This window comes from Paenibacillus sp. OAS669, from assembly GCF_014873645.1.
GTDB classification, from domain to species: Bacteria; Bacillota; Bacilli; order Paenibacillales; family NBRC-103111; genus Paenibacillus_S; species Paenibacillus_S vulneris.
Genome location: NZ_JADBDR010000002.1, coordinates 393881 through 407958, shown reverse-complemented (window position 1 = coordinate 407958; position 14078 = coordinate 393881). Strand labels below are relative to the sequence as shown.

Sequence of the window (14078 nt, the reverse complement as noted above, 5' to 3'; positions counted from 1 at the left end):
TTATTTACAATTTTTTTGACTTTTCTTGTCGAATTATCCCTTAACTCCGCCCATTGCGATACCTTCAATAACACTTTTTTGACCAATGATGAAAATAATCAGCAGAGGCACGATCGCCGACACAGCTGCAGCCATGATAAGGGAATAGAACTCGCCGCTTAACGATGTGAACTTTTGCATGGCCAATTGAATCGTGAACAGCTTGTCCGTACGCAGGAAGATCAGAGCGTTCTGGTAATCGTTCCAGGTCCAGATAAAACGCAGGATCGCGTACGTTGCAACCGCCGGACGAACGAGCGGCAGAGCAATATTCCAGAAGATTTTCCAGTGGCCTGCCCCGTCGATCTTGGCGGACTCAATAAAATCATTATGAAGCCCCATGAAAAACTGACGCAGCATAAACGTTCCCAAGACGCTGAAGCTTCCGATAAGAATAAGTCCGATGTGATTATCAAACAATCCGATCCAACGGTACAAAATAAACTGCGGAACCAGAACGGCTTGCGATGGTACCATGTACGTAGTTAATACAATAAGGAACAGCCATTTGCTTGCTGCAAACTGCACTTTAGAGAACCCGTAGGCAGCCAAGGCCGATACGGTAACGGAGATCAGTGTAGTGACGACCGTAATCTTGATGGAGTTCCAATAATATAGATAGAACGGATATTGCCCGAACCAGACTTCTTTATAGTTATTGATAGCATTCCATTGCTTAGGAATCCAATCGATTGGGAAGTTAAATACATCGGATTCCATTTTGAAGGATGCGGAAAGCATCCAAATGAACGGCATTAGAAATAATATACTGATAGCGAACATGATAATTGTAAAAATCAATTTTTTGGGGCTAAACGGTTCCCTCATAGTATTCCCACCTTCTTTTCGTTCAGTTGCCTGTAGACGATTAGTAATTTACCCATTTTTTCTGGCCGATCCACTGCAGGAACGTGATAATCAATACGCAGAAGAACAATACCGTTGCCATAGAGGATGCGTACCCGATTTTCAAATTCGTAAATGCGGTGTCATACAAATACCAAACGATCATACTCGTGGATTGAATAGGTCCGCCTTGCGTCAAGACAGCGATCAAGTCAAACACCTTAAAGGTTGAAATGATACCGGTAATGAGCAGGAAGAATGTAGTAGGCGACAGCATAGGAACGGTGATGCTTTTGAACTTGACCCAGCCCGAAGCTCCGTCAATGTCGGCCGCTTCGTACAAATCCTTAGGGATCGATTGCAAGCCTGCAATGTAGACAATCAAGTTAAACCCGATGGAAATCCAAACGGAAATCATCATCACGGAAATAAGTGCATAGTTCGGATCGGCAATCCATTTGGGCGGATCCGAGATTCCGATCGACATCAGGAACTGGTTCACAGGACCGGAAGACGGGTGAAACAGAACTTGCCATACGATAGCGACAGCAACGACACTCGAAATATAAGGCATGAAGTAAGCGACTTTAAAGAAGCCCTTCCAATAAACCTTCTTGTCGATGATAATAGCGAGTACCAGCGATATGATTAAATAAATAGGAACCGTAAGCAAAAATATAGCGTTGTTGCGGAATGACTTCAGGAACGTCGTATCAGTAACGAGCTTCTGAAAATTATCCAGTCCCGCCCATTTAAACCCTTTGAAGCCCATGATAAAGTTCCAATCCGAAAAGCTCAGCACGAATGTTGCCAAAATCGGAAGCAGTACCAGGATCGTTACCCCGATGAGCATTGGACTTACGAATAAAAATCCTGCTAGCGTTTCCCGATTCTGAAGACCTCTCTTGCGGCGTTTCGTTATTTGCTTATCTGCCGCTGCAGAAGGCGAATTTGTATTCATGATGCTATCACCTCAACTTCAATAATGTTGAATTTATTATAATCAATGCCTTGGCGATATATTTAACGCTATTTTGATTACCTTGTTGACGATTTTGACTTTTTGCGACAGGATTCGTGTTTTGCGGCTAAAAAAAACCGCGAGGTTCCCCTCACGGCCCAAATGCTTCCTATTAAGCCTTCGCAGGCTTTCTTGCATGAAAAACAGCGAACTCGTTGTATTTATAAACACAGTCCGCATCGGCGAAGCCGGCTTCCTGCAGCCACTTGATTTGCTCATAAACGGCGGCGTTCCGATCCAGCTTTCTTCGCTCGATGGCCGCCTCCACCGCATCTTGGGACAATCCATTGGAGCGAATCCAGCTCTCCCATTGTCCTTGATATGCTTGCTCCATCCAGGGTGTCTCCCCTTTGGCCTGATCCGCGTTCACAAAAACACCGTTTGTTTCCAACAATCCAAACAATTTGTGGAATAACACCTGCTTCTCCGGATGAGTCAAGTGGTGAATCGATAAGGAAGAAACGACGACGTCATAGCTCCCTTCGAAAGGATATTGCGTATAATCGGCTGCGATATATGCTATCCTATTGTTTCCCGCAAACCTCTGCCGCGCCAGCTCCAGTATCTTTTCGCTTACGTCGATCAACGTGACCTGGGCCTGCGGGAATTTCAGAAGCATTGCTGCCGTAAGAAGCCCCGTTCCAGCCCCGAGATCAAGGATGCGCGGTGCTTCCTTCGAGCTCTCTGTCCACCGCACCGCTGTTTCATAGAAATCGTCAAAGCAGGGAATCAATTGTCTTCGCTGCTGGTCGTACTCTCGTGCAGCCTCATTAAACTGCTGCCTAATGCTCTCATTCATCCTTATTCCTCCGATCTTTCGTTGTTACTCTCATTATAAAGGCAAACAGCTCGATTGTGAAAATATATAAATACTATAGATTTAATAGTTTATACCTATTACTATGATGTAAAAAAGGACCAGGTTCATCCAGAAAACGGGATGTCACTTGATCCAGTATGAATACTCAATTATTCCAGAAAAAAGGTTTGGAATAATAAATAGGCATTTAATACGGCAATAATACCGGTAACAATCCAAGACAACCATTTAACCCAACCGGCGTTTACAAACTCGCCCATCTTCTTCTTATCATTCGTAAACTTCACCAACGGTATAACAGCGAAGGATAGTTGAAGGGACAAAATAACCTGACTAAGGATCAGCAATTGAGCTGTACCCTTCTCCCCGGCTATTGCAGTCACGATGACGGCCGGGATAATGGCAATCAACCGGGTAATAAGCCGGCGGAGCCAACCGGGCAGCCGAATGTTCAAGAAGCCTTCCATAACGATCTGCCCAGCCAAAGTACCGGTTAACGTCGAGTTCTGCCCGGATGCGAGTAGAGCGACTCCGAACAGGATACTGCCAAGTGTTGTACCGAGTAATGGTGTCAGCAGCTGGTATGCATCCTCAATATCTGCAACCTCCGTCAAGCCGGCTCTATGGAAAGTAGCCGCGGATAAGATTAGAATCGCCGCATTAATGAATAAAGCGAAGAACAAGGCGATCGAAGAATCCCAGGTAGCATATTTAATCGCCTGGCGCTTCCCTTCCCGTGTCTGATCGAATTTACGGGTCTGGACAATCGAGGAATGCAGATATAAGTTATGAGGCATTACCGTAGCCCCTAATATACTAATGGCAATGTAGAGCATCATTGGGTTGCTGATGATTTCGGTTGTTGGAACGAAACCTTTGGCAATGCCGCCGATGTCGGGCTTGGACAGGAACATCTCCGTCAAGAAGCAGCCGCCGATAGTTACAATAAGGATAATAACCAGCGACTCAATGAACCGGAAGCCCTTGTTCTGCAGCAGCAGGACGAGAATGACGTCGACCGCTGTAATCATGACCCCGTACAGCAGCGGAATGCCGAACAATAGCTTCAGAGCTATGGCCGATCCGATGACCTCCGCCAAGTCACAGGCCGCGATTGCCAGTTCACAAAGGATCCAGAGGGTAAAAGCTACCGGTTTATTATAATGATCTCGACAAGCTTGAGCCAAGTCTCTGCCAGTGACGATCCCCAGCTTGCCGGCCAGCGCCTGCAGAAGAATAGCCATTAGGTTGGAAATCAAAATCACCGAAAGCAAGGAATAGCCGAACATCGAACCGCCCGCAATGTCGGTAGCCCAGTTCCCCGGGTCCATATACCCTACGGCCACCAAATAGCCGGGTCCGACAAAAGCCAGAAACTTCTTGAGCCAGCTTCCTGTTTTCGGAATTTTCAACGAACGGTGGACTTCGGGCAGTGATGGACGCCCTCCGGGCAATCTCCATCCGTCGTTAGCGACATGCTTCATTTGCGCTTTCTCGTTCATGCAGTCTCACCTCTTTTATAGTAACGGCGTAATGCGCCAAGCTAACTTTTTTGTCCCAGGGCAACATTTAATGTGCGAAGTCCCCTATCTATTTCTCAAGTATATGATGGTGCAAAATAAATGTTCCTATGATAGTGATTGTACTCGGTAAAATATTTTTGTCAAGGGAAACATTTTAAGTCTCCGGAAAGACAAACTGCTGTCCGGAGCGGACAGCAGTCATTTAACGGTATTCTATTTCCTATTGTTATTTCTGCAGCTTGCTCTTGGCCGCTTCCACCAGGAAGTCATACCATTCATCATTTTCCTCGAGCAAATCCTCGACAGCCAGAATATCCTCCTCACTGCCGGATTCCTTGGAGAAAAATAAACCATAGCTCCATTCTTTGCCGTTCTTGCTGAACAGCGTGATCTCATAAGGCAGTTTATGATCTTGAACCTCAAACTCAACCTTCCCGACATACCCTTCTTCCTTGCTGTATGTCATCGATGCGGCCAATACGTTAATCAGTGGACTCACCCTTCCATTAATCGGTCATGCTTCAGAAATTATAAGGGATAAGCAGGCGGCATTTCAACAATTTCACGTATGCCTCTGGCTATATCCAGCCAACAGCGAAAGCTCATTTCTTCTTGTCAGCCCATTGCTTAGCCATCGTAAGCTCCTCATCGGTGACCGGCTTATCACCGTACCGCGCTTGCTCATATAAGTTCAGCAAGGCATCTGCTGAAGAAATCTCTTTACCGCTCCACTGCTCAACCTCCGAGCTCGTCTCCCTTGGCGTCAGGAAGCTTTTGAACAAATATCCCCGCCCCATGGATTGCCAAAGCCAGTTCCGGTACAGGTATCGTATCCGCTGTTTATTATCCTGCAGATCCTCCCACTTTTCCCGCCCCGATCCGGCAAACATTCGCTTCCATCCCGATAACAGCTTGTCATTAAGGGCTTCCCAGTCCATTAAGCTTTCCACATCGTCCTCGTAGCCGATTTTGCTGGTTCGTTTCCCCTCAGAATGAAGCTTGCCTGCCAGCCAGCTTAACAAGAGTCTGAACAACCGGGGAACTCTCCGCAGTACAAGATATACAGCCAATAAGCAGCCTAGGACAACGAGGCCTCCCACGACGAAATACATGATTTTCTGAAGCCATACGAGCCATAAGGCAGGCTCTTCGCTGCCTGACAAATTCATCGGCACCTTCGGGGGCGCTTTAGGCGTTTCCGGAACAGGCTGCTCCGCAGAACCGCTGAACAAGGCTTGCAGCCAATGAAGGGACTGATAAAGAAGCCACATGACGGCTTCTCCCAGCTGGCGGAACAGGACAACCAAAAGAATAACCGCCAGGACCAGCAAGACCAGCAGCCGATTTTGCCACATCATTTCCGCCGCAATAACAGGCTCTTTATCCCCCGACAGCGTCTCCTGCTTCATGTTCGATTCATTGGCAGCGAACAAGGTGATGATCAGGGAGACTAATCCTCCCCACAAAAGATAAGGCATATAAGGCTCGAACGACTCTACAAAATGCAGAACAACCGAGCTGATAAAGTATAAAATTAAGCCAAATACATAAAAATTGACTGGAAAATAGATATCCCAGGGGATCCACACAAGCCGGATTCCGCGATACACCGTGATGAAGCTGACAAGAAGCGATACGATAGCCACGTAGGAGCTTCCAAATAATCCATAGGAATACATCGCAGCCAAGCATACGGAAGCAATCAGCTGCAGATAGGCACGCCTCATAGGCAGAAGGTGATTCAGCATATAACCGGCTCCGTACCCCAAAGGAAGGGTTATGATCCACAGAAGCCTTAAGGATTCCGGAATCAAATAGACAGCAGCCGTAAGCAGCACAGGCAGAACAAGCAGCAGCTCAATGCATCCCTTCAGCAGGATGGTTCCGGTACGAACGATCAACCCTTGAGAATTCATGCCGGTTCCCCCTCCTGATCTGCCCTTCTGTGCTCTTGTTCCAGGAACAGAGTATCGACCGAATTTCCCTGATAGCGCAGCTGCTCGATGGGAGGCTGCATTTTGTCGCTGATGTAAGCGGACAGAATGAGGATATCCTGGTTGGCCGCCCCTTTGTCCGCCTCCTCCTCCAATAGCGTATCGAACGGGATGCTTCTGGCGACCACAATCCTGGCCATCGCTTCCAGCAGGAAGGTCATATGCTCGGTCCCGCCGCCTGCCTCCACTCTAACTGGATCCCTTGAATCCACGGAATGAGCATTGGTAGCGAATCCAACCTCCATCCCAAGATCAATGGCATGCTGAGCAAGCGCCGCGGCGATGGATAGCCCTTTTTCAAACATGGCTTCATCATTTACCTGGCTCCACATCTTCTCATGATCCTCCACGTTCAAATAGATCATCAGCCGATGGTCCGCCGTGTAGTCCCGCTGATGAACCTGCAGCCGGCCGCTTCGTGCCGTCGCCTTCCAGTTGATCCCGTTAAGCGGATCGCCATAACGGTACTCCCTCGTTCCCGATATCATGAACGGATCTTCGACGATCCAGCGGCGGACAACCAGATCCCCTTGCCAGCTGTGAGATGGGAGCGTCAATTCGTCTAGCTGCGCCAGCTTGGGATAAACCAGCAGCTCTGCGTCCAGCGACAGCTTCAAGGTGTTGCGGTATAGTCCCACCAAATCGCCGTAGGTCAGCGAGGCCGTGTTCAATCGGTAGCATCCGCGCTTGCTGCAATAGATGCGATGCCGTCTTGTTATTTGCGTGAAGGGCATTAAGCTGAACAAGCTCTTGTGATTCTGGAACAAGGCTCCATTGTTAATATCCAGGTTGGCTTGACTGTAAAAATGCAGCCCGGCATGAATGAGGGATTCCAATCTAAGCCACGGCACCGGCAGGATATGACGATTGGCGATACGCTCGATCATTTCAGTTTCTTCGCCTTCAAAGCATCCCCTGGTACTGAAGTATCTTTCATAAGTCAGACCTCTATGTCCCAGCATTTTGAACAGAATAACCTGAAGGACCAGGATGGCGAGAGTAATGAAGAGCAGCCAATGAACGCTCATTCGTTGTTCACCAGCTCCGGTTCCGTCGGTACGGCAATCTCATGCAGGATGGAATCCATGATGGCTTCGGCCGTCTCATAGCGGGAACGATGCGACCCTTTGACGATGATCCGATGAGCCAGAACCGGCTTGGCCATCCGCTTCAAATCGTCCGGTGTAACAAAATCCCTTCCTCTGAGCAGGGCATGAATCTGTGCCGCTTTCAGAAGCGCCTGGCTCCCGCGCGGGCTGACACCGGTTACGACCTCGTTATGGGTTCGTGTTTTCTCAACGATTGCCAGCAAGTAGTTCAGCAGCTCGTCGTTTACAGCTACCTTGGAGTAATGCTGCTGCGCGGCGACAATCTCCTCCGCTTCGGCTACACTCGTAATAGCCTCCAGAGGGCTGCCTTCTTTAAAGCGCTTCAATATTTGCAATCCTTCCTCTGCCGACGGATAGCCCATCTTAACCTTGAACAAAAACCGGTCCAGCTGGGCCTCCGGCAGCGGAAACGTACCCTGATTTTCAACGGGATTCTGCGTTGCGATAACCAGGAAGGGAGCCTCCAGCGCTCTTGTCTCGCCGTCAATGCTGACCTGCCTTTCTTCCATACATTCCAGCAGGCTGGACTGCGTTCTTGGTGTCGCCCGGTTGATTTCATCAGCCAGCAAAATATTCGTAAATAACGGGCCTGGCCGGAATTCGAATTCCCCCTGCTTTTGATTGAAGTAATTAATACCGCTAAGGTCAGAGGGCAGCAAATCCGGGGTGAATTGTATGCGCTTAAAATGGCAGTTTAAGGATTTGGCCATCGCTTTAGCCAGCAATGTTTTCCCGGTACCGGGGACATCCTCGAGAAGAATATGACCGGATGCGATGATGGCAATAAGCAGCTTCTCGATGACATCCTCTTTTCCTACAATCACTTGGTTGACGTTAGCTCTAATATTTTGAGCCATCGCCTGAATTTGCGTTAACTGCATGACGGCATCCTCCTACTATAACTTGTCGGCACGGAGCCTTTTTCAAGATAACTCTACCATATTAGAAGCAGGTTGGATATTCACATGCAGCAAAAAAGTTTGCGGTTACCGTCTTGTTGTGCTTGAAGCAAGGGTCAGACGCCACAATACAAAAAAAAGCAGCCCGAATAGCGTGCTGAACGCACGTTAATCGGGCTTACGAAATTAATGAGCGGTAGGAAACACCCGGCGAACCATCTCGGCAAATTCCTGGACGAAGCCGGATACCGGTCTTCCAGCGCCTACGTCTGCTGCATAGTTAGTGACACGTTGGACGAAGTCGGGGTTGGTCGATACATACACATTGTGGATATTCGGATCTGTGGATTTGACTTGTTGAGAGATTTGATTCTCTACATCCCGTGATAACGGGCCGTTGCGATCCTTCATCATCGCCGCTACATAAGCATTATGCCGGGAGACAAGCACCGTAGCGCTGCTTACGCTAGGAATTTGGGAAATCCTTTGAGCCGCTTGATGCGCAATGTTGATGTGCTCTCCAGCAGCTGGTGACGGTGCAGAAGATGCCGATGGAGATGGAGACGAAGCTGGTGACGGCGACGGACTGGCCGCTTGCTGATGTACCGTATTGTTGGTGTGGGTGTTCGGTGCAGGCTGCGCTGTTTTTTTGTTGCAACCTGCCATGACGCCTACTACCAAGCAAGCAGACATAAGGCAGATCATTTTCTTGGTTTTGCTGTGTGGCATGAAGTTATCCCCCTTCTAGATAATCAATGGTTAGTATGGTTAATCATGTCCGGTTTCATGCGCGGCTCCAATCCCGTCGGACTACCCTTCACTCCAAATCTGTTTTATACTAAGCTTCATAAGCATTTGGTTTCTTTTGCTAAATGAGCTGTGGTTGAATCAGTGAGTTCAATGAATTGAAATGGAGGTACACGGCTATGAACATCTTGAAAATCAAAGACCGTCAGGAATTGGACAAACGCGTGCCCTCTATGCCTTGGTATGTAGAGAAGTTCATTAATTACAAGCTGCCTGACCTGTCCCCTTCTTCTTTGCTGGAATATGTGCGGGACTACGAAACGTTCTTCTCCTGGCTATTGGCGGAAGGATTGGCGGAGGGAGCCTCCATCAAAGAGGTTCCGTTGGAAGCGCTGGAAAAGCTTCATATGGAAAGCATCGATAACTTTCGCATGTTTCTTTCCACGCGGACCGAAAATACAAACAGCAAAACAACGATATCCCGAAAGCTGTCCTCGCTCAGGTCGTTATTTCACTACTTGAGTCAAATTGCAGAGGATGAGAATTTCTACCCCCTCTTAAAGCGGAACGTAATGGCCAAAGTCGAGATCAAGCGCACTCATAAGCCCAAGGACACCGCGGCTAAGCTCGAAGGGAAATTGCTTCAGGAAGAGGAAATTCATGAATTCATCGCCTATGTACATAGCGGTTATGAGCAGGACATAGCCAGTAATAAGCAGGCTCTTTACTCGTACCGGCAAAACAAGGTTCGCGATGCCTGTATCGTGACGCTAATATTGAATTCAGGCTTGCGGGTGTCTGAAGTGGTGAATTTGAACGTGGATGACATTGACTTAAAGAAAAAGGTGACGCATGTATACCGTAAAGGTAAAAATGACGATACCTTCAAAACCCCCGTTTATTTCCGTCAAGAAGCTATCGATGATCTGACGGCTTATTTAGAGCTGCGGCAAACGCAGTATAAAGCCCCGAAAAAAGAAAAAGCCCTCTTCTTAGCCATAGCCAACGGCAAAAAAGAAGGCGAGCGCATGACCAAACGGGCGATTCAAGCAATGATCATCAAATATGCCAAGCATTTCGGCAAGCCGTATTTATCCGTACATAAGCTGCGCCATTCCTTTGCGACAGATTATTATTTGCAAAATGATCTATACAAAACCCAAGAGCAGCTGGGTCATGCATCGCCTGAAACGACGCAAATTTACGCGCATTTGACCGATAAAACAATGGCCGAGGCCATTGATATGCGCAGAGCTGAATCGTAAGCCGTCTGAGCGGTTCAGGTCTGTGATCAGCCCCCAAAATATGGTAAATTATATTACAAAAAAGAGCAGCTATCCTTATAAGGATGCTGCTCTTCCCTGTTATTCCGCCGCCTGCTGATTCACAGGCTCCTTCTCTTGGTAGCTTCCGCCGCCTGCTGGCTTCCAACCGGAGGCTGACCTGCTGCCACGCGGAGTCCGGATATCATACTCCAGCATTTTTCCAGCGCCCAGCGCCGTGCATTCCTGCGGACGGTCCGCCAGATGAATCGGGATGCCTGTTTCCTTCTGCAATCGGGATGCCAATCCCTTGAGCAGCGATCCGCCCCCGCACAAAATAATGCCTTGCTCGATAACATCCCCCGCAAGCTCTGGAGGGCAATCCTCCAAGGTACCGCGTATCGTGTCTACCATAATTCCGATGAAGCTGTCGAGCAGCCTATAAATTTCCATTGCGGTAATCGTAACCGTCTTAGGCAGGCCCTCGATCAGATCTCTGCCCCGGATATCCATCTGCTCGCCCGCTTCCGGTTTTTCCACGCTGCCCAAGCGAATCTTGATATCCTCCGCCGTACGCTCACCGATCTCCAGATTATAGGTTTTCTTTACATATTCAATAATATCTCTGTCGATGGATAAGCCGCCGCGGCGCGTGACTCTGCTAGAGACAATGCCGCCTAAGGAAAGAATAGCAACCTGAGCGGTGCCGCCTCCAATATTCAGAATCATATTCCCCATCGGCTCATCTACCGGAAGACCGGCTCCCAAAGCCGCTGCGAGCGGCTCTTCTATTGTAATGGCTCTATTGGAGCCTTTATGAACAACCGTTTCCTCGACCGCTCTTTTTTGAACGCTGGTGATCCCGCAAGGAATCGAAATAAAGACCTTGGATTTGCGCAGCCAGGTGCGTGCCTGGATTTTTTTCATAAAATGCTGAAGCATTGCCGTAGACCAATTGTAATTGGAAATGACCCCTTCCTGCAGAGGGTAGATAATTTCAAGACTTCCCGGCGCACGTCCGATCATGGCTTGAGCCTCCGCCCCGAAAGCCTGAATTTCGCCTGTAGCCTGCTTCACCGCAATGACGGACGGCTCCTGTAGAACGATTCCTTTTCCATGCTGATATATCACAGTATTCGATGTCCCCAAATCGATACCGAATTGAAGCTCCAATGCATTAAACATGATGTATCCTCCGTTTCAAACAGGTTAATCGAAGCGTAGGATTCAGAAATCCCCACTGTATGTATTGCGGATCTTGCTGCGGTCATGGAGATCAATGGCTTAAAAAATGATATTTACCGTAATTACCGCTTGCGCTCCGAGTGTTATACTCTTCGTCCGGCGTGTCGATCTTTCGGGGGTTTTTTTGTGGTATTTATTTACATACGCACCCTTTCCAGAGGAACATTGACGAATTTTTGCTTTAAGCCCCATGAAAATGTCGATTCTTCCCGAATCATATAAGGTGGCGACAATAATACATAAGCCGTAACCAAACTACAACGGAGGTGCAAGTCCATGGGCAACGCCAAAAGACTGCTGCAGCGCCGGCTGGATCAATGGAAAAATGCGGCAACACAATTTATTGCCGGGCCGGAAGAAGTTGAAGAAGAGCCATCCCTTGAGCTAGACCCGGAATTATTAGCCAAGTGCCGGCAAATGGCCGATGCACAGCAAGTTACCGTCAGTGAAATCGTAAATCAGATCGTTGAGCAGTATTGGACCTTGAAAAGCAACGAGCTCCTCGTTCCTATATCCCGTGAACAGCTGGATCGCAATCCCCTTCTTTATCTGGACGGCTTGTCGGAGCGCAGCATCAATCTGTATGGAGATACCCAATATGAACAACATTGAACAGACCCATCTTGCCCAGGCGGTATATGTTGACCAGACGGCATTTATGTCCTTTATGAATCCTCAGGACCCTTATTATTCCAAAGCTCGCACCTTGTTTCTGGACTTGGACGATATGGACCGAACACTGATAACAACCAACTATGTGCTATTCGATACCCATCAATGGCTTAGAAACCAATTCGGGTTTCAACAAGCGCAATTTTTTCTTGAAACAGTAGAGCAAGCCGTGCAAAAAGGAGTTTTAACCGTGATTTCCGGCTGCTCCGAATTTGAGCAGGAATCCAAACGGCTGCTGGTGGATTGCCCCGATCTGCAGCTGTCCCTGAACGAAGCGGTCACCGCTGTCGTCATGATTACTTACCAGATTAAACGTATCTTCACGTTTAACCCGAGCTATGCCTTTTTGCCCAAGCTGGACTCATCGATCAAGGTGATGCCAAGCGTATGGTGAGATGCTTTTCCATGAAGATAGAGCCTGATGCCGAGGACTCGGTAATCGGGCTCTTTTACCTTAAACATAGAAAACTTAACGTCCTTCCCCCCTTTGGTACAATAGATCCCAAATCGTTTCGAACACCAAGCCCCCCCCTTCTCTCTCCCTAGGGACATGAAATAGGATTTAGGGTCGTATCTGTTGTCCGCATATGTCCATTTCCTAGCTAGAAAGTAATGCATAAAATAACTGAAGACTTTTTTAAGGCGGTGGTGCTATGGATTGGGAGTCTCATAACACCCGATTCATTGTAGAACAGGCTCCTGAATTACGCATAATCTCATGACGAAGGGTCCGTAATCTAGGCATCGCCGATTCGCATATGATTATGGAAAAGTTGAATACTTTGCTCAAATGCATAATATGAGGAGGGATAAATATTGAATGAATTTCCCAACACATTTTGCGAACATACTAAAGATTGGTTTATTGAAAACCAACTGCAACACCTTTATAAAGTCATTTATCCCGGCGAAAGCGTTCATTTTCAAATCCCAAAAGGGCTGGACCCTCCACGATGGGGTACGGAGCTCTTCTTTAAGGAAGCCTTTGTAGCCCAAATACCGAAGGGACGAGTTGTTACGTCAAATTGTTATGCTGTTACCCCCGATAATCTGCGAATGCGTGACACGGAGTTGAACTATCCATTCGACTTTACTACTCTGCCTCAAGCGGAGTATACGGCAGAGACGGTCGCCACGCTGATCTTCGGATATAATTTACCTGAGATTAATTTCTTTACCCATGGCATATATGGGCATTGGTTCTTCGATATTTTGCCGCGAATTCACTTGTTGGAGCAAAGCGGAATCTTAATCGATAAGTATTTGATCGGAAAGCTCCATCACCCCTTTCAATACGAGTCATTAAAGATGCTTGGATTCCCTATGGATAAATTAATTCAAGTAGAAAAGCGTGATTTTCATCTTCAGGCCGATAATTTAATCGTTCCTGCCGTACCTTTTATGCTTGGGGGGACTCCAAGCTGGGCCTTTCGTTATATCAGTCAGCAATTTAAAGAACATACTCCTGTTGAGAAGATGCACGGATTTGAGAAAATATATATCACTCGGCGTGATGCAAAGTACCGGTTTGTTGCCAATGAAGACGAAGTCATGGGCTTCTTAAGCACGAAAGGATTTAAGCAAATTGTTCTAACACCTATGTCCACTCGTGAGAAAATCTCCCTTTTTTCCTCTGCTCAGGTTATTGTATCTCCGTTCGGAAGCGGGAACGCAAATATTGTGTTTTGTAATCCCGGCACGAAATTAATTGAGCTTTCACTCCAGCAGGTAGTTGATCCTTACTTTTGGATATTAAGCAATCACGGTAAACTTGAGTACTATGAGCTGATATGTGATATAGAGCAACCTCCGAAGCCAACAGCAGCGGGGGATAACATTATTGTTGATATTGAAAAGCTAAAGCAAGTCTTAGAATTAGCCGGTATTTAGGCCTTATTTTA

14 protein-coding genes are annotated in these 14078 nt (G+C 47.6%); 4 read left to right on the top strand and 10 right to left on the bottom strand.

All coding sequences use genetic code 11. The features are described 5' to 3' along the window. Nucleotides 1-33 precede the first annotated feature (33 nt). From GGC63_RS07120 to GGC63_RS07080, 9 genes are all read right to left on the bottom strand, one after another. Nucleotides 34-867 carry a carbohydrate ABC transporter permease gene (locus tag GGC63_RS07120; protein ID WP_079909307.1) on the bottom strand — a complete coding sequence of 278 codons (834 nt, stop codon included), beginning with the start codon at nt 865-867 and terminating at the stop codon, nt 34-36. A 40-nt stretch (nt 868-907) separates the two neighbouring features. Continuing rightward, nucleotides 908-1846, bottom strand: a complete 939-nt coding sequence (locus GGC63_RS07115; protein WP_079909306.1) for a carbohydrate ABC transporter permease — start codon at nt 1844-1846, stop codon at nt 908-910. Between the two features lie 172 nt (nt 1847-2018). Beyond that, entirely contained in the window at nt 2019-2705 is a 687-nt protein-coding gene (locus tag GGC63_RS07110) for a class I SAM-dependent methyltransferase (protein ID WP_192701694.1), read from the bottom strand. 170 nt (nt 2706-2875) lie between these two features. Further along, a complete protein-coding gene (locus GGC63_RS07105) occupies nt 2876-4210 on the bottom strand; it encodes an Nramp family divalent metal transporter (RefSeq protein WP_144027800.1) in 1335 nt (444 codons plus the stop codon). Nucleotides 4211-4475: 265 nt separating this feature from the next. Further along, a complete protein-coding gene (locus GGC63_RS07100) occupies nt 4476-4748 on the bottom strand; it encodes a hypothetical protein (RefSeq protein WP_306293512.1) in 273 nt (90 codons plus the stop codon). 103 nt (nt 4749-4851) lie between these two features. Then, entirely contained in the window at nt 4852-6165 is a 1314-nt protein-coding gene (locus tag GGC63_RS07095) for a DUF4129 domain-containing protein (protein ID WP_192701693.1), read from the bottom strand. After that, nucleotides 6162-7271 carry a DUF58 domain-containing protein gene (locus GGC63_RS07090; protein ID WP_192701692.1) on the bottom strand — a complete coding sequence of 370 codons (1110 nt, stop codon included), beginning with the start codon at nt 7269-7271 and terminating at the stop codon, nt 6162-6164. Before GGC63_RS07090 ends, GGC63_RS07095 begins: the two co-directional genes overlap by 4 nt. Beyond that, on the bottom strand, nt 7268-8233 hold the full coding sequence (locus tag GGC63_RS07085; RefSeq protein ID WP_192701691.1) for an AAA family ATPase: 966 nt from the start codon (nt 8231-8233) through the stop codon (nt 7268-7270). The genes GGC63_RS07090 and GGC63_RS07085 overlap by 4 nt, the downstream gene beginning before the upstream one ends. 204 nt (nt 8234-8437) lie before the next feature. After that, a complete protein-coding gene (locus GGC63_RS07080) occupies nt 8438-8980 on the bottom strand; it encodes a YhcN/YlaJ family sporulation lipoprotein (RefSeq protein ID WP_192701690.1) in 543 nt (180 codons plus the stop codon). Nucleotides 8981-9177: 197 nt separating this feature from the next. On the opposite strand from GGC63_RS07080, the gene xerS reads away from it, so the two are divergent. Further along, nucleotides 9178-10263, top strand: a complete 1086-nt coding sequence (gene xerS / locus GGC63_RS07075) for a tyrosine recombinase XerS (protein WP_079909299.1) — start codon at nt 9178-9180, stop codon at nt 10261-10263. A gap of 99 nt (nt 10264-10362) precedes the next feature. On the opposite strand, the gene GGC63_RS07070 is transcribed toward xerS, so the two are convergent. Further along, nucleotides 10363-11445: a rod shape-determining protein gene (locus GGC63_RS07070; RefSeq protein ID WP_192701689.1), complete on the bottom strand. Its 1083-nt coding sequence runs from the start codon at nt 11443-11445 to the stop codon at nt 10363-10365. Nucleotides 11446-11781: 336 nt separating this feature from the next. On the opposite strand from GGC63_RS07070, the gene GGC63_RS07065 reads away from it, so the two are divergent. The 3 genes from GGC63_RS07065 (at nt 11782) to GGC63_RS07055 (ending at nt 14067) form a co-directional block, all read left to right on the top strand. Beyond that, complete coding sequence (locus tag GGC63_RS07065; protein ID WP_192701688.1) at nt 11782-12117, top strand: hypothetical protein; 336 nt, start codon at nt 11782-11784, stop codon at nt 12115-12117. Beyond that, nucleotides 12104-12571 carry a hypothetical protein gene (locus GGC63_RS07060; RefSeq protein WP_079909296.1) on the top strand — a complete coding sequence of 156 codons (468 nt, stop codon included), beginning with the start codon at nt 12104-12106 and terminating at the stop codon, nt 12569-12571. The genes GGC63_RS07065 and GGC63_RS07060 overlap by 14 nt, the downstream gene beginning before the upstream one ends. A gap of 422 nt (nt 12572-12993) precedes the next feature. Further along, on the top strand, nt 12994-14067 hold the full coding sequence (locus GGC63_RS07055; RefSeq protein ID WP_225948008.1) for a glycosyltransferase family 61 protein: 1074 nt from the start codon (nt 12994-12996) through the stop codon (nt 14065-14067). The last annotated feature ends 11 nt before the right edge of the window (nt 14068-14078 follow it).

Coding starts and splice junctions, on each gene's coding strand:
- GGC63_RS07120 (WP_079909307.1), bottom strand. CDS start 867: ATGAGGGAACCGTTTAGCCCCAAAAAATTGATTTTTACAATTATCATG.
- GGC63_RS07115 (WP_079909306.1), bottom strand. CDS start 1,846: ATGAATACAAATTCGCCTTCTGCAGCGGCAGATAAGCAAATAACGAAA.
- GGC63_RS07110 (WP_192701694.1), bottom strand. CDS start 2,705: ATGAATGAGAGCATTAGGCAGCAGTTTAATGAGGCTGCACGAGAGTAC.
- GGC63_RS07105 (WP_144027800.1), bottom strand. CDS start 4,210: ATGAAGCATGTCGCTAACGACGGATGGAGATTGCCCGGAGGGCGTCCA.
- GGC63_RS07095 (WP_192701693.1), bottom strand. CDS start 6,165: ATGAATTCTCAAGGGTTGATCGTTCGTACCGGAACCATCCTGCTGAAG.
- GGC63_RS07090 (WP_192701692.1), bottom strand. CDS start 7,271: ATGAGCGTTCATTGGCTGCTCTTCATTACTCTCGCCATCCTGGTCCTT.
- GGC63_RS07085 (WP_192701691.1), bottom strand. CDS start 8,233: ATGCAGTTAACGCAAATTCAGGCGATGGCTCAAAATATTAGAGCTAAC.
- GGC63_RS07080 (WP_192701690.1), bottom strand. CDS start 8,980: ATGCCACACAGCAAAACCAAGAAAATGATCTGCCTTATGTCTGCTTGC.
- xerS (WP_079909299.1), top strand. CDS start 9,178: ATGAACATCTTGAAAATCAAAGACCGTCAGGAATTGGACAAACGCGTG.
- GGC63_RS07070 (WP_192701689.1), bottom strand. CDS start 11,445: ATGTTTAATGCATTGGAGCTTCAATTCGGTATCGATTTGGGGACATCG.
- GGC63_RS07065 (WP_192701688.1), top strand. CDS start 11,782: ATGGGCAACGCCAAAAGACTGCTGCAGCGCCGGCTGGATCAATGGAAA.
- GGC63_RS07060 (WP_079909296.1), top strand. CDS start 12,104: ATGAACAACATTGAACAGACCCATCTTGCCCAGGCGGTATATGTTGAC.